Source organism: Allolucifera butyrica, from assembly GCF_900476375.1.
Classification (GTDB): Bacteria; Bacillota; Negativicutes; order Sporomusales; family UPPP01; genus Lucifera; species Lucifera butyrica.
In genome coordinates, this window is sequence record NZ_UPPP01000083.1 from 50,517 (window position 1) to 68,642 (window position 18,126).

The window sequence follows — 18,126 nt, forward strand, 5'->3', positions numbered from 1 at the left end:
TCCCCCTACCAGGTCCAGTTGAAATTAGTCAACCAAACGAAGAATTTTATTTATTAAATCCAGATTCCGTTCAATACGGCATTTTTCCGCTGTAATAATACTTTCTACGGTATGTACGGCTCTTGGTACCTCATCATTTACAACCACATAATGATATTCATGCGCACAAGACAGTTCGGCCGTTACATTACTAAGCCGTTTCCGTATGGCGTCCGGCGTTTCCGTCCCTCTTTTATATATACGTTCAGCCAGTTCATCCAGTGAAGGCGGTATGATATATATAAAAATGCCTTCCGGAAATTTGTGCTTTACTTGCATAGCTCCCTGTGTATCAATCTCCAAAATAACGTCTTTTCCCGCTTCCAATAATTCCATAACATAGCGGCGGGGCGTTCCGTAATAGTTTCCGTATACTTCAGCCCACTCCAACAGTTGGTCTTCGGCAACCATGGATTGAAATTCGCCATGGGACATAAACCAATAATTAATCCCGTCAACTTCTCCCTGCCGCGGCGAACGGGTAGTAGCGGAAATCGAATAATGCAGTTCGGGATGGCTACGCAGCAATTCTTTACAAATCGTTCCTTTCCCGGTTCCGGAAGGACCGGACAATACAATCAAGATTCCTTGCTGCGTCAAAATATATGCTCCTTTCGCTGCTCAATCATTCTGCAGCATCGTCACTGGTATCTTTGCTGGCTAACCTATGGGCCACTGTTTCCGGCTGCACCGCCGAAAGAATAATATGGTCGCTGTCAGTAATGATGACCGCTCTCGTACGGCGGCCGTAAGTTGCATCAATCAACATACCACGGTCACGAGCTTCCTGGATAATCCGTTTTATAGGCGCCGATTCAGGGCTAACAATGGAGACAATTCGATTTGCTGACACAATATTGCCAAAACCAATGTTAATGAGCTTGATTTCCATAGTAATAATTCCCCCTATTATTTTGTAGATCCGTTTCATCTCTATATTACTCTATGTTTTGGATTTGCTCTCTGACCTTCTCTATCTCACTTTTAATTTCAATCACAAGATTGGCAATACTAAAATCATTGGCTTTGGAAGCAATGGTATTGGTTTCCCGGTTAATCTCCTGAACAATAAAATCCAGCTTCCTGCCTATGGCTTCATCCGTCAAAAGAGTTGCCCAGAACTGGTCCAGATGACTGCGCAGACGAACCAGCTCTTCCGTAAAATTAGTCCGGTCGGCAAATAAAGCCGTTTCCTGCAATAACCGGCTTTCGTCCGGTTCCGTTCCGACTGAGGCAAGCAGCTCCCGCATCCGGTTCAACAATCTGGCCCCGTATTCATCCAGTATTTGCGGGGCCCGGCGTTCAATCGCCTCAACCTGTAGTTTCAACTTGTCAATCCGCGCCAGTAAATCTTTTTCAATATTACTTCCTTCAGCCAGACGCATCTGCATTAGATTGGCCACAGCGGCGTCTACAGCCTGACAGAGTTTAGGCCATAAAGCCGAACTGTCTTCCTCTTCTTCCTCCACTTTTAAAACATCGGGATATTTTGCTATATGATAAACACTGTCGTTCATAGGCGAGGAAAATAAGGACGCTAATTCTCTCATTGCATTATGGTAAGCGATTGCCAACTCTTTGTCAACCCTGACGCTATGTTTTTTTAGCCCGTACTGATCCATCGTAATAAATATGTCAATCCGGCCTCTGACAAGCATATTCGATACCCTTCGCCGGATTTTGTCTTCCAATGCGCCAAGATTTTTCGGCATACGTACTACGATCTCATTGTACCGGTGATTTACTGCTTTAATTTCCGCTATAAAACGTAAATTCTGATCCAGATATTCACCACGACCAAAACCGGTCATGCTTTTCATCACGCTCTGCTGCACCGTCCTTCGCGTATGTTATTATTAACTGTAAAAATTATTATTAATCGTATTTTTTTTAATTAGTTCGCCTTATTTCGCTTAATTCCTTTTTCCGAAAAATAAAAAGGGCCGAAGCCCTGTAGTGATTACCGTATTTTAGCGATATCAAAATAGAAGCGGCGTACTTTTTTATTACCCGTAGTAACTGCCAGTATTACCGGCTTCAAGGAGGATAAATCTTTGGCTGAAAAGTAGAAATAACACTGCGCCATATAAGCGGCATCTTTCGAATTCCAGCCCGTTGGCGACGCTTCGGACGGTATAACGGACTGGGATGCCTTTAACAGCTTCGGTCCCTGTTGTAGAACTGCATTGCCGTCCTGAGTAAAATTAATATTATCACCAAATAAAGTAACGCTGAATACCCAAAATCCGGTGTAATCCGTAATAATTTTTTCGCTGTCTTCCAATGTCACGCTAAGTTTCTTTAATGTCTTATCCCTGGCGTCGGCAGCAATCAGTAAAAAGGGGGTATAAAAATAAGCACGTTCCGTTGCCGCGTTCAATTTGGCGGCATTTTCCTCATAGGATGTCCAGTCAAGAGAAAAATCGTTCCAGTTCATCTGATCATATTTCTTGCCATAATCTTGCGCCGCCTGTATCGTATCCTTGTTAATTGGTGAAATTGCATAAGCCTGGTTAAAGCAAATCATTAGCAGCAGCAATACCATGCCGGCAATTCTCATCCAAACACCTCCCGGTAATTTCTAATATAAGTAATTACGCCAAAAATAAAAATAATCCTCTATTGCCGGTCCCCCCGCATCTCCTTATTCGCCCGGCTTTGTTGCCCGTTGTACTCTTAAATTAAACCGGGTATTCTCCCCTAAACACTTCTTGGGCCGGCCCGGACATATAGATATGATTGTCATTGCCCCACTCAACGGCAAGATCTCCTCCATCCAGATGCACCGTAATCCGGCGTTCCGTTTTCGTAGTAAGAACGGCTGCCGCCAGGGTAGCGCTGGCTCCCGTGCCGCACGCCAGCGTTATACCGGCACCCCGTTCCCAAACCCGCATGCGGACTTCATGGCGGTTCAGCACCTGAACAAATTCAACATTCGTTTTGCGGGGAAACAGCGGAGCCGTTTCAATCTTAGGTCCGATGGCGGTTAAGTCGACAGCATCGACATTGTCGACAAAAATGATACAATGAGGATTCCCCATGGAAATACAAGTCCCGTAGAAAAGCTGATTTTCCAGTTGAACCGGTATGTTAATCGCCTTTTCGTTTTTATCGCCCGTTACCGGAATTTCGCCCCGGTTTAAACGGGGTTCTCCCATATCTACACGGACACTGGTTACCCTGTCATTTTCGAACAATAATTCCGGCTTTATAATACCGGCCAAGGTCTCCAAAGAAATTTTATTTTTTGGGGTCAGGCCATGTTCATATACATACCGGGCTACACAACGGCTGGCATTCCCGCACATTTCCGCCTCACTGCCGTCCGAATTAAAAATACGCATTGTAAAATCAGCCTGTTGGGACGGTAAAAGAATTACTAATCCGTCCGCACCGATGCCAAAATGGCGGTCGCAGATTTGCTGCGCCAATTGACTGAAGTTATTTACTTTCTCCTTTAAACCGTCAATAATGACAAAATCATTGCCTTGACCATGCATCTTACTGAATTGCAATCAAACTTCCCCCTATGTCTTTGGAATAGAATCCGCTATGTTTATTATACACGACTGAAACGGGAACGGACAGGCGCATGCCGGCGCAGCACTAAATATTTTAGGCCGCTTAAAATAAACGTCCAGCCCGCAACGGTCAGCACCATCAGCCAGTCAAATAATGACATGGGCGCCGTAGCAAATACTTCCCGCAAAAAAGGCTGATAAATAATGGCAAGCTGCATGCAGGCGGAACATAGAACTGCCATTAATAAATATTTGTTCGACCAGAAACCAATTTCAAAAATGGTGAAAATTTCCGAACGGCAGTCAAATACGTGAAACAACTGGCAAAATACCAGGGTACAAAGCGCCATTGTCCTGGCCAGGGATAGATCATTCTGGTAAAAATACGTCAACGCAAACACCAGTAAAGTACTAAAGCCGATTTGCAGACCGCGGGAAACAATTTTCAAGCCCAGGCCGCGGGAAAAAACGCTTTCCGCCGGATTTCGCGGCGCCCGGTACATAATATCGTTTGAATTGGAGTCTACTCCCAGTGCCATAGCCGGCAAACCGTCGGTCACCAGGTTAACCCATAAAATCTGTACCGGCAACAGAGGCAGCGGCAATCCCAGCAAAGCGGCAACAAACATCGTTAAAACCTCACCGATATTGCAGGACAATAAATAGCGGATGAACTTGCGAATATTATCGTAAATACCGCGCCCCTCTTCGATCGCGGCGACAATGGTGGCAAAATTATCATCCGCCAAAATCATGGAAGACGCTTCCTTGGTTACATCGGTACCAGTGCCGCCCATAGCCACTCCAATATCCGCTTCTTTTACTGCCGGTGCATCATTGACCCCGTCGCCGGTCATGGCTACGATATGGCCTTTGGCTTTGAGAGCCTTTACGATCCGCAACTTGTGCGCCGGTGAAACGCGGGCGTAAACGGTAACATTGTTTATAATTCTGGCCAGTTCCAGGTCGTTTAACGCATCCAGCTCTTTCCCCGTTAACGCTTTATTGCTGTCCTCTTTAAACATTCGCAGTTCCGCGGCAACGGCAGTCGCCGTGTTCGGATGGTCGCCGGTAATCATAACCGTTTTTATGCCGGCCTGCCGGCATAAAAGAATGGCTTCCCTGGCTTCTTCCCGTGGCGGGTCAATCATGCCGACCAAACCGGCAAATACGAGCTTCTGTTCCCAATCCTCGGCCGATAAATCATTTTCACTGGGGAGTACAGGTTTATAGGCTACCGCTAGTACCCGCAGCGCCTGAACGGTCATTTCTTCATGGGCTTTGGTGATCTCGGCCTTATTCTCCGGCAGGAGATCCTTTACCCCTGTACCGCTGTCATATTTTGTACATAAATCCAGAATCGTATCCGGCGCACCTTTTACATAGAGAACTTGACTTCCATTTTCTTGCCGGTAGACTACGGACATACGCCGCCGCTCCGATTCAAATGGAAACTCCCGGATGCGGCGCATTTTCTTTTCCAGCTCGTCACGCCAAAGACCGGCTTTGGCCGCCGCAACCAGTAATGCGCCTTCGGTCGGATCCCCTTCAATCGACCAGCCCATAGTATCCCTTTTCCGCCATAAACCGGTTATGGGCACATTATTCTGCTTTAATACACTATTATTGCATAAAGATCCAATCAGCAGGCATTGCCGCAATTGTGCTTCCTGATTCACGTTGCTTTCCTGATTATTGTGAGTAAATTGTCCCTTAATATCATAACCGGCCCCAGTAACGTCATACGCCCGTCCGGCGGTATAAATCCGGCGGGCCGTCATTACATTTTGTGTTAAGGTTCCTGTTTTATCGGAACAAATTACCGTCGTGCAGCCTAATGTTTCAACCGCCGGCAATTTGCGAATAATCGCATTGCGCCGGATCATGCGCTGCACCCCCAGAGCCAACGCCACCGTAACAATAGCCGGCAACCCTTCCGGAATGGCGGCTACAGCCAGGCTAATGCCGGACATGCACATTAAAAACAGGGATTCTCCCTTAAGGACGCCGGTAAATACGACAACCAGACAAATTGCCAGACAACCCCATACCAGCCAATGTCCTAAATGTTCCAACCGTTTTTCCAGCGGCGTTTCCTCACTTTCCGCCGCCTGAATCATCCCCGCAATATGACCGACTTCCGTCATCATCGCCGTGGCGCAAATCACCGCCCGGCCCCGGCCGCGGGTTACACTGGTGCCGGCATATACCATATTCTTACGGTCGCCAAGGGCTATGTCCTCACTGTACTGTTTGTCGGCAAACTTACGGACCGGCAGCGATTCCCCCGTTAAAGCCGCTTCCTCCACTTCCAGATCATGGACTTCCGTCAGCCTGCCGTCGGCCGAAAGTTTGTCACCCGCTTCCAGAGCCAAAATATCCCCTGGAACCAATTCCCGGGCCGGAACTTGCTGGACAAATCCGTTGCGAATCACCCTTGCCGTGGGAGCTGTAAGATTCTTCAAAGCCTGCATGGACTGCTCCGCCCGGTATTCTTGAAAAAAGCCTAAAACGGCATTAATAATTACAATGGCTAATATGGTAACCGCATCCACAAATTCTCCCAGAAGGGCCGATATTAAAGTTGCTCCCAACAACACAAGCACCATAAAATCCTGAAACTGGAACAGAAGTTTTTTCCACCAGGCAACTGTCTCTTTTTCCGTCATTTCATTCAACCCGTATTTATCTAACCTTTTTTTCACTTCATTTGAGTTCAAGCCTTCAACCGGATTGGTTTGCCAGAAAGCAACCACTTCTTCTGCCGTGCGTGCAAACCATTTCTCCATATTCATTTCAGCCACCTCACTAACATGTTGTTCTTGTACCATGTTATTCCTGAAATAGCTTTATTAGACCAAATTGACCGGGCATCTTATTGGTGCTATACTAAATGGGAATTTATGACGGAGGTTATTTATGAGTCTGGACGGACTTTCCCTTGCACCGTTAATTGCGGAACTGAATCAAAACTTAGCGGGCGGACGAATTGAGAAAATATTTCAACCGGAAAAATTGACTTTATTATTCTGGATACGTCAAGCCGGCCAAACGCTGCGGCTACTCATTGCCGCGAATCCGGATAACCCGCGGATACACCTGACAAAAACAACCGGTGAAAACCCGGCAACGCCGCCCAGCTTTTGCATGCTGCTCAGAAAACACCTGGAAGATGGCCGGATTGCTAAAGTGGAACAGCATGAACTGGACCGGATGATACGCATTCCGGTGGATGTCCGCGGCGAACGCGGCAGGATCCTGACGAAATATTTGCTGATTGAGCTCATGGGTAAACACAGCAATATTATTTTTGTCGAACAGGACCTGATTATAGATGCAATAAAGCGTGTAAATAGTCATATGAGTCAGTTCAGGCAAGTTCTGCCGGGATTGCCCTACCGGGTTCCCCCCGGGCAGAACCGTCTGAATCTGTTAGCCGTAGAACCGTCGCATTTTGTGCAAGTATTGCTGTCAACCCAAAAAGGAAGCCTGCTAAAAGCCGTTATCAGCACCGGTTTGGGAATTGGCCCCGTAACCGCCAGGGAAATAATCTGGCAGGCCGGGCTGCCCTTAGACATTGCGGTGGAAGAGGTAACCGGTCAAGACAGGACTTCTTTAGCGTCCGCGCTGAGCAATATAGTGAATCACTTGCGCTCTGATTGCGCCCGGCCTGTAGTAGTTACCGATAACAGCCAGTCCTTGCTGGCCATAGCCCCTTTCCCCCTGGAACACCTCTCCCGGCAGGAGAGCCGGAACTTTCCGACTATGAGCCTGGCTATCGAATTTGCCAGCCAGCTCAAAGGTCAAACCCGCCCGGGACCGGAAACGCAGGGGCTGCAGAAACTGGTAGCTGCAGAGCTGGCAAAATCGCACCGGAAGTCGCTTATCCTGAAACAGGAATTAGCCGATGCCCGGCAAGCAGATACCTTCCTTTCCCACGGCAACATTCTCATGAACTTTCTCGCGGCGGTAACCAATGGTGCGGAGGAAGTCTTATTACCCGACCTGCTGCGGGACCCTTCCGGCAAAACCTGTGTTGCGATTTCCCTTGATCCTGACCTTACCCCGGTACAAAATGCCCAAAACTATTATGCTAAATACAACAAACTGAAGCGGGCCCAGGAAACGCTGGCCGGCCAATTAGCGCAGTGTGAAACGGAACTCAAATATCTCGAAAGCATCCAAATTTCCCTTGACTGGGCCACAACGGCCTCGGATGCATTGGAAATCCGCCAGGAACTGATTGCGGCCGGCTACATAAAAGAGATCACCCGGTGCCGGAAAACCGCTTCTACGAATTCCCGGCCCCTCTCGGCGCTCACCGCCGACGGTTTTACCATTCTTGTCGGCAAAAATAACCTGCAAAATGATTTCGTAACCTTTAAACAGTCCCGCCCCGATGATATCTGGTTTCACACGAAAGATGTCCCCGGATCTCACGTTATTTTACGCCGCCAGGCAGAGCAAGCGTCACCGGCCGCTCTTAATACGGCGGCTAATCTCGCCGCCTATTTCAGCAAAGCCCGCTCTTCAACAAATATACCCGTCGATTATACGGAGCGGCGCTATGTAAAAAAACCGGCCGGTGCAAAACCTGGTTTTGTCATTTATAGCCACCAGCATACTTTGTATATAACACCGGATGAACAATTAATCAAAGCAGTTCTTAAGCAGGACCGCTGAAGCGGTCCTGCGGCGCAATGCGCAGGGCCCAGGGCGCATAAGAACCCCTTCCGCAAGCAATTCCTACTTACACAGTCTTTTTGACGTCTGCACCCGGCAGAAGGATCGTCTTGTCATAAGCGGAGGTTAAGTGGTAACGGCGGAGCGTTGATAAAGCGATTCTTCTGCCGTTAGCAGCTATATATATAGTCCCAAATACTTATACTTCCCATATAGCAGCAAAAAACCAGGGGACCGATTTTGTCCCCTGGTTTTTCGTTTCCCTATTTAGGAAGGAATGTTCGGTTTGGTTGTTCCATATTTACACAGAATAATCTCTGTATTCAACCCAACCGGTTTGGGTGTTTTTAAAAGTTTTATCCAGACTCGCACCGAATCCAGCAAGGTAACAGCAACCAGCGCAATTAGCACAATACTTACCGTACCATTGATGTCTCCCAGGCTGTCGCCCCGTTTATAAAACATGCCCACATTTAAAATTCCGGCAGTAATTACCGTTATGGTCAAAAAAACCAATGGCGCGAAAGAAATCCAGGCATACGACTTTTTGGCGCCGACCTTTAAAATAATGGTAGTGCCAATTGCCAGCGCCACTACCGCCAATAATTGATTGGCCACGCCGAATAACGGCCAGATACTGGCTACGTCACCGGAATATAATAAATACCCCCAAGAGCAGGAAACAACAGCGCTGGTAATAAGAATCCCCGGCCACCAGCTGGTTTGCTTCAGCGGCTCATACATATAGGAACCGATTATATCCTGCAGGATATAGCGGGCCACCCTTGTGCCGGCATCAATTGTCGTTAAAATAAACAATGCTTCAAACATAATTGCAAACTGATACCAGTAATTCATCAAATGTTTCATTCCGCCGATACTGGAGAAAATATGCGCCATGCCGACGGCCAGGGATACGGCGCCGCCCGGCCGCCCGGCGACATCGATACCGACCAGTTGCGATAATTGTTTCAGTTCCACGATCGGTAAGTTTAACTTGGCAAAAACAGGCGGCACTGTATTAATGGCGAAATAATCACCGGGCATTAAAACAACAGCGGAGATTAAAGCCATAACTCCGACAAAGCCTTCTACCAGCATGCCGCCATAAGCAATCATCCGGGCCTGTGATTCATATTCCAGCATCTTAGGCGTGGTTCCCGAACTAATCAACGAATGGAACCCGGAAATAGCGCCACAGGCGATCGTAATAAACACATAAGGCCACCACGGTCCCGGAATAATCGGCCCTCCGTTTAAGAAATTAGTAACCGGAGCATTGATAGTGGGTTGAACAATTAAAATTCCCACTGCCAAAGCCGTGATGGTACCAATTTTCATATAGGAGCTAAGATAATCGCGCGGTGCCAACAGCAACCACACGGGAAGAACGGCGGCAAGAAAACCGTATATGGGTAATAGGATCGACAATTGCTGTTTATTCAGTGTAAAAACATTGGACCAGGCCGACCCCGGAATATAGTGTCCGGTAAATACGGCCAGCAAGACTAAAATAAAACCTGCAATCGAACCGGAACGGATCGATCCCGGTACAATCTTAAACATATACAAACCAACAATAATAGCAATCGGGATGGTCATCGCCAGCGTATACACACCCCAGGGATTTTTAAACAACGCATTGACAACCACAATAGCCAGCCCGGCCAGGGCAACAATAATAATGAAAAAAATTGCCAGCGACGTTGTGATCCCGGTAACCGGTCCCACTTCCCTCCGGGCAATGACTGCTAAAGATTGTCCGTTATGGCGTACGGAAGCAAACAGAATGATAAAATCGTGAACCGCTCCGGCAAATACCGCCCCCAGTAAAATCCAAACAAATCCCGGTCCCCAGCCATATTGAGCGGCCAAAACCGGACCAACCAGCGGACCGGCCCCGGCAATGGCGGCAAAATGGTGACCAAACAGAACCCATTTGTTGGTCGGAACAAATTCCCGTCCGTCATTGCAGCGGAATGCGGGCGTAATATTGGCATCATTCAGCACTAAAACTTTGGCCGCAATAAACGCGGAATAATAACGATAGGCCAGCGCAAAAAAACACGCCGAAACAATGAGCAACATGACCGAATTCATCTAAATTCCTCCCGATAAAAATTTTGACGGGCATTACCTCCGGTGTCTCTCCCCCCCTTCAGTAAATTCAAATTATTCCATCTATTCAGAATAACTTAACTAACCCATCCCCGGCAGCTGCTACCTATCGTTTCATTGTCTTTTGCCTGAACTAAACCATTATTTTAGCAATATCGCAATCTCATCCATAATTTTCCGGCTTAAGGCATCCAGGGTTTCCTTATCCGCCTTTGCTTTATCGACCTTGATCGGTTCACCGAATTTCACCGTAAAGCGGGAAAAAATAAAGCCATCCCTGAATACCTTATTGGTACCGGTCAAAGCGGCCGGAACCACGGTCGCGCCGACTTTGGACGCTATCATGGCTACACCGGGCTCCGCTTTCCCCAGCATACCGGTTTTACTGCGGGTTCCTTCCGGAAAAACTCCCACGACTTCACCCTGTTCCAAAAGGCTGATCGTGGTACGGATCGCCGTCCGGTCGGCAACCCCCCGACGTACGGGAAAGGCATGAAATTTAGTAATAAGCCATCCGAAAATAGGAATGGCAAACAATTCCTCTTTGGCCATAAAATGAATTCGCCGTTTAGAAATTGCGCAGCCCAGCACAGGGGGGTCAAACAGACTTACGTGATTGGCGGCGATAATCACGCCGCCTTCGGCCGGTATATTTTCCCTGCCTGTAATTTCCCAGCGAAAGAATACGCGGAAAATAAGCCGCAAAAAGGTCCGAACTATCTCATACAACAGTGCTTCTCTCCTTACAAATATTTAATATTGCCGTTACCGCGCCCTCAATGGTAAGGTCGGTAGTATCCACCAATATGGCGTCCGGTGCCTGGCATAAAGGCGCGATGTCCCGTTCACAATCCGCTTTGTCCCGGGCGGAAATCTCCGCTTCGATTTGGGCCAACTCCATAGTAAATCCTCTGTTATTCAGCTCCTGCCAGCGCCGTTTGGCCCGTACCGCGACCGAAGCCGTTAAAAATATTTTTATATCTGCATTCGGCAAAACATAGGTGCCAATATCTCTTCCATCCATAACAACTCCCCCGCGTCCAGCCATCTCACGCTGCACTTTCAGCATGGCCTCGCGAACACCGGCAATTTGCGCAATACCGGGCACCAGACGGGATACGGCCGGCGTCCTGATTTCCTGAGTAACATCCAGTCCGTTAACCCGTACGGTGGTCTTCCCTTCCCGGTAAAGCAACTCAAGGTTCATGTGGTAAGCCATTTCGCTTACTTTTGCTGCATCTTCCAGAGGTATTTTTTCCTGATTCGTCAGCCAGGTAACAGCACGATACATGGCCCCCGTATCAATATATACATAGTTAAGGCGCCGGGCCACAATTTGGGCAACCGTACTTTTCCCCGCGCCGGCCGGTCCATCAATAGCAATGATCAAATTTCGCATAGCTTCCTCCGCAAACCAGATTACCGGCAACATCCGTTGCTGACAGCGTCTAATGTTGAATAAAATCCGGGATAAGAGATTGCCACACAGTCCGGCTCAAGAATCTCCACTCCTTTGGCTGCCGTACCGGCAATGGCCAGCGACATGGCCATCCGATGATCATCATAGGATTGACATACAGCAAAATTAAGCGGCTGCGGTCCTTCAATAACCAGCCCGTCATCGGTCTCGGTTATTTTGGCCCCCATCTTGGTCAATTCGGCAGTAACCGCCTTCAGCCGGTCCGTTTCTTTGACCCGCAATTCCTGAGCTCCCTGAATGACCGACCTGCCTTGGGCAAACAGTGCCGCCACAGCCAGTACAGGAATCTCATCCACTAGGCGGGGTATGATTGCCGGACCGATGGAAAAACCGGTAAGGGACGATGAAGTCACGGTCAGATCGGCTACGGGTTCACTGCCGCTCCAGCGTTGATTATCCATTGTTATTGCGGCACCCATTTCCTTCAGAACATCGAGAATCCCCGTACGCGACGGATTAATGCCGACATTTTTGAGGGTCAGCCTGCTATTAGGTATAATGGCAGCCGCCACCAGCCAAAAAGCCGCCGAACTAATATCACCCGGCACCTCGATTTCCTGCGGGGCCGTCAAGGCTGCTACCGGTTCAATGCTCACCGTATTCCCCCTGCGGATAACCGGCACTCCAAAGGTTTCCAGCATCCTTTCGGTATGGTCCCTTGACAAATAAGGCTCGATGACGGTTGTCCGTCCCCTGGCAAACAAGCCGGCCAGCAATACGGCCGATTTTATCTGGGCACTGGCTACCGGCGAAGTATATTCAATCCCGGCAAGACCTGTCGGCGAGGGTAAAATTGCCAGGGGAGCAAACTTCGAGCTATCCCGGCCATAGATTTGACTTCCCATCCCGGCAAGAGGCTTGATTACCCGTGCCATAGGACGGTTGCGCAAAGACGGATCCCCGGTCAGTACGCTGAAAAATTTTTGACCGGATAAAATGCCCGTTAACAGCCGCATCGTCGTTCCGGAATTACCGGCGTCCAGAACGTCCCGCGGTTCCGACAATCCTTCCAGACCGTGGCCGGTTACGTAAAGAACACCGTTGTCATCTTGCTCAATCTGCACGCCTAGCGCTTTCATGCAATGAATCGTCGACAGACAGTCCTGGGAAAACAAGTAATTTTTAATACGAACCATTGAATTGGCCAGACCGGCAAACATAACACTGCGATGGGAAATGGATTTATCACCCGGAATATCTATTACACCTGTTAAATTATGCCCTGGCGCTACACGTCTGCATTTCTCTGTCATTTTTTCTCTCCCAATACGAATTTAAGAATTGTTGCCATTCCTTGTATTCACTATATACCGGTAAGAATCCTCTATTTCCTTATCGTCTTAATTTAATTTTTCCAATTGGCAATTTACTGTTTCTCCCTTCGACAACCAACCCGTCGGGCGGAAATAAAACCGCTTGCCCGTTGGTATGGACAATCGCCGTCAGCGGTTTCTTCACCCGGGTTGCATCAATTTCCAGATAGTCGCCGCCGTAAACAGCAATTGTCACTCCTTCCCCGGAGAGTTCCGCCAAATTTTCACCGTTAATGCTAATGTATGCTTCACCGCCGGGTGACGGTCCGAGCAGCGAAATTGTAATCCGCTGACCGGCTCGCTGCGGGTTCACATTACCGGTAACAGGCCGTTCCGTGAACACCATTGGTGCCTTATTGTATGACGGCAAGTCCAAAGCAACGCTCTGTCCTTCCAGCCGGTCGACAAGAGAAAAATACCTTCTTGTCTGCTCCTTTAATTCCAAGGCTTGGGTGATGAGCAGCAAGCCAATAAAAACGATACAGAGACGCAATACCAGTTGTTCGCCGCGAATAAACCATTTTCCGTTGCTATTTTGCATAACATTCCTCATTTTCGGCGCTTTCTTTTAATATATATAGTATGCGTCATCGCTTTTCCCGATTATACGATTCGGCAGCCGCGTTCATTCCTGCAACATACCCGGTTGAAAATGCCGCCTGCAGATTAAATCCGCCGGTAAAACCATCCACATCAATGATTTCGCCGGCAAAATATAAGCCGCGAATTTGCCTGGACTCCATCGTAGCCGGGTTAATTTCTTTGGTAGAAATTCCGCCGGCTGTTACAATGGCCTCCGCTACCGGCCGGGTCCCGGTTATGGTAAAACTTAAATGCTGCAGTTGAAAAACAAGACGGTTCCGTTCTTCCTTTGTTATCTGGTGGACGGGTTTGTCGGGGTTAATATGGGCAAGATTGATCATCACCGGAATCATCTTGGCGGGCAGTAATTCATGCAAAGCATTTTTGATTTGTTTACGGGCAAACTTTTCAAAGTCGCGTTGAATCCGCTTGTCCAACAGTTCAGGACTCAAAGCCGGCTTTAAATTGATTTCGATAAATAAGGCGGCATCCGCCTTTTGTTCGGAAACTTTTTTGCTCAAAGATAAAATAATCGGCCCGGAGAGTCCATAATGGGTAAATAGCATCTCGCCAAATTCGCCGGCTACATTCCGGTCGCCGCATTGGAGCGCCGCGGCCACATTTCGCAATGATAAGCCTTGCAATTCGGCAATCCATTCTTCGGCCACTTCCAGGGGAACCAGGGACGGCTCTATGGGAATAACGGTATGACCGAGTTTTTCGGCTATTCTGTACCCATCGCCGGCAGAACCCGTATTGGGATAGGATGCTCCTCCGGCAGCTAAAATAACGGCATCGGCTTCCATAAAGACATTAGTCTGAGTCCGGATTCCTTTTACTTGCCCTTGTTCCGCCACAATCTCTTTAACGCCATGCTTCACCAATAATTCCACATGCAGTGCTTTGAGCGCCTTAATAAACGTTTCGACTACATCGGCAGCTTTATCACTCACCGGAAAAATCCGGCCGCCCCTCTCTATTTTCGTCGCCAATCCCCAGGAAGTCAAAAAATCAATCAGATCCTGGTTGAAAAATGTATGAAATACACTGTGTAAAAATTTGCCGTTTCCGGGAATGTTAGCAATAAACGTTTTCAAGTCACAAGAATTGGTAATATTGCAACGGCCCTTACCGGTAATTAATAATTTACGTCCCGGCGACGGCATCTTTTCCAGTATTATAACGTTGGCTCCATATTGGGCGGCACTGCAGGCAGCCATTAATCCGGCCGCCCCGCCACCAATCACAATCACTTTTTTCATTTTACCCTCTCACCCTTGTATTTTAATAAGAAAAACACCCTTACTTATTGCCGCAATAAGGGTGCACACAGCATTACCTTTGAATCAGTTTCATTAATTCCGCAATTTCCGAGGCGGTAAGGTAACGGTATTGGCCGCGCCGCAAACCAGCCAGCGAAAGAAAGGCAAATTCAATTCGCTTTAAATATTTAACCGGATGGCCGATCGCTTCACACATCCGGCGGATTTGCCGGTTCTTTCCTTCATGCAGTGTAATTTCCAGTGTCGTTATATCTTTTTCCTTGTCCCGGTCCCGAATGTGAATTTGGGCCGGTGCCGTAACCCCGTCGGCCAGTTTAATACCCGCCCTTAATCGGTCTAATTTTTCTTCCGACGGCATACCGTCCACTTTAGTCAAATAAACTTTCGCAACATGGCGGCTGGGATGGGTCAGACCATGAGCCAGCCGTCCGTCATTGGTAAGCAGCAGCAACCCTTCGGTATTATAGTCCAGCCGCCCGACCGGATAGACGCGTTCGGTAATATCGGCGACAAAGTCTGCCACTGTTTTCCGCCCCTGGGGGTCCGAAAGGGTCGTTACAACCCCTCTGGGTTTATAAAACAATACATACACATATTTCTCATCTTTTAATAACCGGTTATCAACTCTAATTTTATCCTGCTCGATTGAGGCTTTCGTGCCCAATTCCGTAACAATGGTTCCGTTAACGGACACCCGTCCCTGCCTGATTAAATTCTCAGCTTCCCGCCGGGACGCAATTCCCGCCTGACTGATAATCTTTTGCAACCGTTCCACCGAAAAACTCCTCTTGTTAAAATTATCGTTACATCTTTAGCTCTTTATCACTTACAAACCGGGCAAAATCAGTTTGTACCTTGCAAGTGCGGATCAATTGATGGTCATTGGTTTCTCTTTCACAACTGCCGCAAATTCCTTCCCCGCAACACATGACTGAATTATTGGTAGCCGCCATCGGCAGATTTATACCTGCTTCCTGCATTGCCGCAATGACACCGTAATGCAGTTCATCCGGTCCGGCACTGACTACCAGATCAGGACAGGTCGTACGGCTCTGGAAAAGCTTCTTTAACAGGGGCAGTCCCGCTACCCGCATGGACGTAACCGTTGTTACCATGATTCCTGCTTCCATAAGCTCCCGTTCAATAAATACTTTACCGGTTTTTCCCGGAGCCAGGATGGCTGTAACCTGATTTTGATTGCGGCCAAGTTTCTGTACAATGGGCAGTGCCGGCGGTTGCCCGATACCTCCTGCTAACAATATTATTTTACTATTGGCAATTTTGTCAATCCATGGTTGCCCAAAAACACCATTATAATAGGGTCCCCTTACCAGAACACAGTTATTATCTTCCTGGAAAATCCGGCTGGATTTAGGGCCTACTGCTTCGATTACCACCTGCAGGTTGTTATTTTCTATTTTCATTACCCCTACAGGGAAGTGATAAAATTGAGGATCCTGCGGGCACCGCAAGAATACGAAAGAACCGATTTTATTTAATCCTTCCGCCAGTTCCTGGGAAATAGGCATTTCCAGCCAATACGTATTATCACTGATTTTCTCTTTTATAGTAAATTTAGATTCGATTTCAATTCGAATCGGCGAATCTTCACTTTGACGCATCTTATTTTTAGATTGCCATTGTTTTTCATACAATATACATACGCCGGCCCAATTACAGTCGCAAAGGTCCTCTCCTTTCAAATGACTGCAGGATATACAGTGATTGGTATCCGCTAACAGGCAGGGACAGTAAAGACTATTAATATCCACACAACGAAGGGGTAATTCTGTATTATGCATGGTATGCCTCCTTTTAAACCAGACAGGAGTTATAGATATCGCTAAGCCCGGCTTTCGCAACCCGTTCATTGATCTCGGCCCGGTTCGTTGAATAAAGTGACAGAGCTTTCATGCGCTCAAAATAAACGGAACCGGAAAATGTATACCGTAAATGCAGTCCCTCGGGAACCGTCATCTGTTGATGAATAAAAGAAATAAAATCTCCCGTAGCCAATTCACTGGGCAGTTGGAGATACGGCATATCGAGACAGTGCCGCACAGCATTATGGCCGCTTAACAATCCCGTAACAACTGCTTCCGTATGACCTACCAGAATACCGGCCTTCTCGCCGCCGCAAAACAGGTTGTCTAACCCCTCCACTTTCAAGGTATCATCACAAGGGGCAATACCAAGATACCGGACCGAATTGCCGATTCCGCCGGCATAAGGATCTTCATACCGCGCTTTTTCCAATCCCGGAATGGAACGCAATTCTTCCAGCGGAAAATAGGACGTCATCATTTTCGCATGGCCCGTATCCAGTAAAACCAGATTGGCGGCAAATTCCGGCAGGGCATATTGGGAACAGGCCTTTTTCCCTAAGCCGTTCGGTTTCATTAGATGTTCCGGCAGCGGCAAGACAACAATGCCTTTCGCTTCTAATTGGTCACGGATTTCCTTGCTTAATGATTCTTTGTTAAGTTTACAGGAACCGCTCATGGCGCCATAGGAACCGTCCGCTTTTTGCGCTTTAAATTCCTTTACCTCCGCCTTGGCGGTAACACTAACCCGTGGTCCAAAGGAAGGACACCGCAAGACACACATGGAACAGCCGTTGCCATATTTGTAACAATTGCCCATAGGCCCGGCTGTTCCCGTTGTATCCACAAAAACGTCGCCTTTTATAACCTCGCCGTGATCGCCTGTAAGAGCCTGAATTTTCCTGCCATATTTCAATACATCGGCGACCCGGGTTTGCGTTTTTATTTCAATCCCGTAGTTTTGCAATATTTTCTTTACCAGTGGCTCCATCATGGTGACGTCATATAAAGAGGCGTGATTATGACCCGGAAAACAAATCCCTTTATGGCGGGCGTTGGCATCCATGGCCACAAATAAGTCGCCCCCTCCCATGGCAATTGCTTCTTCCGCGGCAGTAAAGCGACCGTTGTTTCTAAATATTCCTCCGACTAATCCGGTACCCAACAATAAATCTGTCCGTTCCAGCAAGAGAACCCGGGCCCCCGCTTTCGCTGCGGCGATCGCTGCGGCGCACCCGGACCACCCCCCGCCGACCACTACTACTTTGACCATGGACATCCCTC

16 protein-coding genes are annotated in these 18,126 nt (G+C 48.0%); 1 reads left to right on the forward strand and 15 read right to left on the reverse strand.

What is annotated here, in order from left to right:
• Positions 1–24 precede the first annotated feature (24 nt).
• The 6 genes from gmk to LUCIF_RS15915 all read right to left on the reverse strand — a co-directional run bounded on the left by gmk (position 25) and on the right by LUCIF_RS15915 (position 6,391).
• A complete protein-coding gene (gene gmk, locus LUCIF_RS15890; RefSeq protein WP_122628873.1) occupies positions 25–639 on the reverse strand; it encodes a guanylate kinase in 615 nt (204 codons plus the stop codon).
• 25 nt (positions 640–664) lie between these two features.
• Positions 665–931 carry an extracellular matrix/biofilm regulator RemA gene (remA, locus tag LUCIF_RS15895; RefSeq protein ID WP_122628874.1) on the reverse strand — a complete coding sequence of 89 codons (267 nt, stop codon included), beginning with the start codon at positions 929–931 and terminating at the stop codon, positions 665–667.
• A 46-nt stretch (positions 932–977) separates the two neighbouring features.
• On the reverse strand, positions 978–1,859 hold the full coding sequence (locus LUCIF_RS15900) for a YicC/YloC family endoribonuclease (RefSeq protein ID WP_243638746.1): 882 nt from the start codon (positions 1,857–1,859) through the stop codon (positions 978–980).
• A gap of 140 nt (positions 1,860–1,999) precedes the next feature.
• Complete coding sequence (locus tag LUCIF_RS15905) at positions 2,000–2,599, reverse strand: hypothetical protein (protein WP_122628876.1); 600 nt, start codon at positions 2,597–2,599, stop codon at positions 2,000–2,002.
• Between the two features lie 121 nt (positions 2,600–2,720).
• Positions 2,721–3,554 (reverse strand): diaminopimelate epimerase, encoded by an 834-nt coding sequence (gene dapF, locus LUCIF_RS15910; protein WP_122628877.1) that lies wholly within the window; start codon positions 3,552–3,554, stop codon positions 2,721–2,723.
• A 44-nt stretch (positions 3,555–3,598) separates the two neighbouring features.
• Positions 3,599–6,391 carry a calcium-translocating P-type ATPase, SERCA-type gene (locus tag LUCIF_RS15915; protein ID WP_207857844.1) on the reverse strand — a complete coding sequence of 931 codons (2,793 nt, stop codon included), beginning with the start codon at positions 6,389–6,391 and terminating at the stop codon, positions 3,599–3,601.
• Positions 6,392–6,479: 88 nt separating this feature from the next.
• On the opposite strand from LUCIF_RS15915, the gene LUCIF_RS15920 reads away from it, so the two are divergent.
• Positions 6,480–8,243: an Rqc2 family fibronectin-binding protein gene (locus LUCIF_RS15920; protein ID WP_122628879.1), complete on the forward strand. Its 1,764-nt coding sequence runs from the start codon at positions 6,480–6,482 to the stop codon at positions 8,241–8,243.
• Positions 8,244–8,510: 267 nt separating this feature from the next.
• On the opposite strand, the gene LUCIF_RS15925 is transcribed toward LUCIF_RS15920, so the two are convergent.
• The 9 genes from LUCIF_RS15925 to LUCIF_RS15965 all read right to left on the reverse strand — a co-directional run bounded on the left by LUCIF_RS15925 (position 8,511) and on the right by LUCIF_RS15965 (position 18,115).
• Entirely contained in the window at positions 8,511–10,343 is a 1,833-nt protein-coding gene (locus LUCIF_RS15925; protein ID WP_122628880.1) for a carbon starvation CstA family protein, read from the reverse strand.
• Positions 10,344–10,502: 159 nt separating this feature from the next.
• Positions 10,503–11,090 carry a lysophospholipid acyltransferase family protein gene (locus LUCIF_RS15930; protein WP_122628881.1) on the reverse strand — a complete coding sequence of 196 codons (588 nt, stop codon included), beginning with the start codon at positions 11,088–11,090 and terminating at the stop codon, positions 10,503–10,505.
• Entirely contained in the window at positions 11,083–11,760 is a 678-nt protein-coding gene (cmk, locus tag LUCIF_RS15935; protein ID WP_122628882.1) for a (d)CMP kinase, read from the reverse strand. Before cmk ends, LUCIF_RS15930 begins: the two co-directional genes overlap by 8 nt.
• Before the next feature lie 20 nt (positions 11,761–11,780).
• Positions 11,781–13,094 carry a 3-phosphoshikimate 1-carboxyvinyltransferase gene (gene aroA, locus LUCIF_RS15940; protein WP_122628883.1) on the reverse strand — a complete coding sequence of 438 codons (1,314 nt, stop codon included), beginning with the start codon at positions 13,092–13,094 and terminating at the stop codon, positions 11,781–11,783.
• 79 nt (positions 13,095–13,173) lie between these two features.
• Positions 13,174–13,695: a hypothetical protein gene (locus LUCIF_RS15945; protein WP_122628884.1), complete on the reverse strand. Its 522-nt coding sequence runs from the start codon at positions 13,693–13,695 to the stop codon at positions 13,174–13,176.
• A 46-nt stretch (positions 13,696–13,741) separates the two neighbouring features.
• The gene (locus tag LUCIF_RS15950) at positions 13,742–14,998 is read right to left on the reverse strand and encodes a BaiN/RdsA family NAD(P)/FAD-dependent oxidoreductase (RefSeq protein WP_122628885.1); all 1,257 of its coding nucleotides are present in this window, start codon (positions 14,996–14,998) and stop codon (positions 13,742–13,744) included.
• A 73-nt stretch (positions 14,999–15,071) separates the two neighbouring features.
• Complete coding sequence (locus LUCIF_RS15955) at positions 15,072–15,794, reverse strand: pseudouridine synthase (protein WP_122628886.1); 723 nt, start codon at positions 15,792–15,794, stop codon at positions 15,072–15,074.
• 28 nt (positions 15,795–15,822) lie between these two features.
• Positions 15,823–16,821, reverse strand: a complete 999-nt coding sequence (locus tag LUCIF_RS15960; protein WP_122628887.1) for a hypothetical protein — start codon at positions 16,819–16,821, stop codon at positions 15,823–15,825.
• A gap of 13 nt (positions 16,822–16,834) precedes the next feature.
• Positions 16,835–18,115, reverse strand: a complete 1,281-nt coding sequence (locus LUCIF_RS15965; protein ID WP_122628888.1) for an FAD-dependent oxidoreductase — start codon at positions 18,113–18,115, stop codon at positions 16,835–16,837.
• Positions 18,116–18,126: the final 11 nt, after the last annotated feature.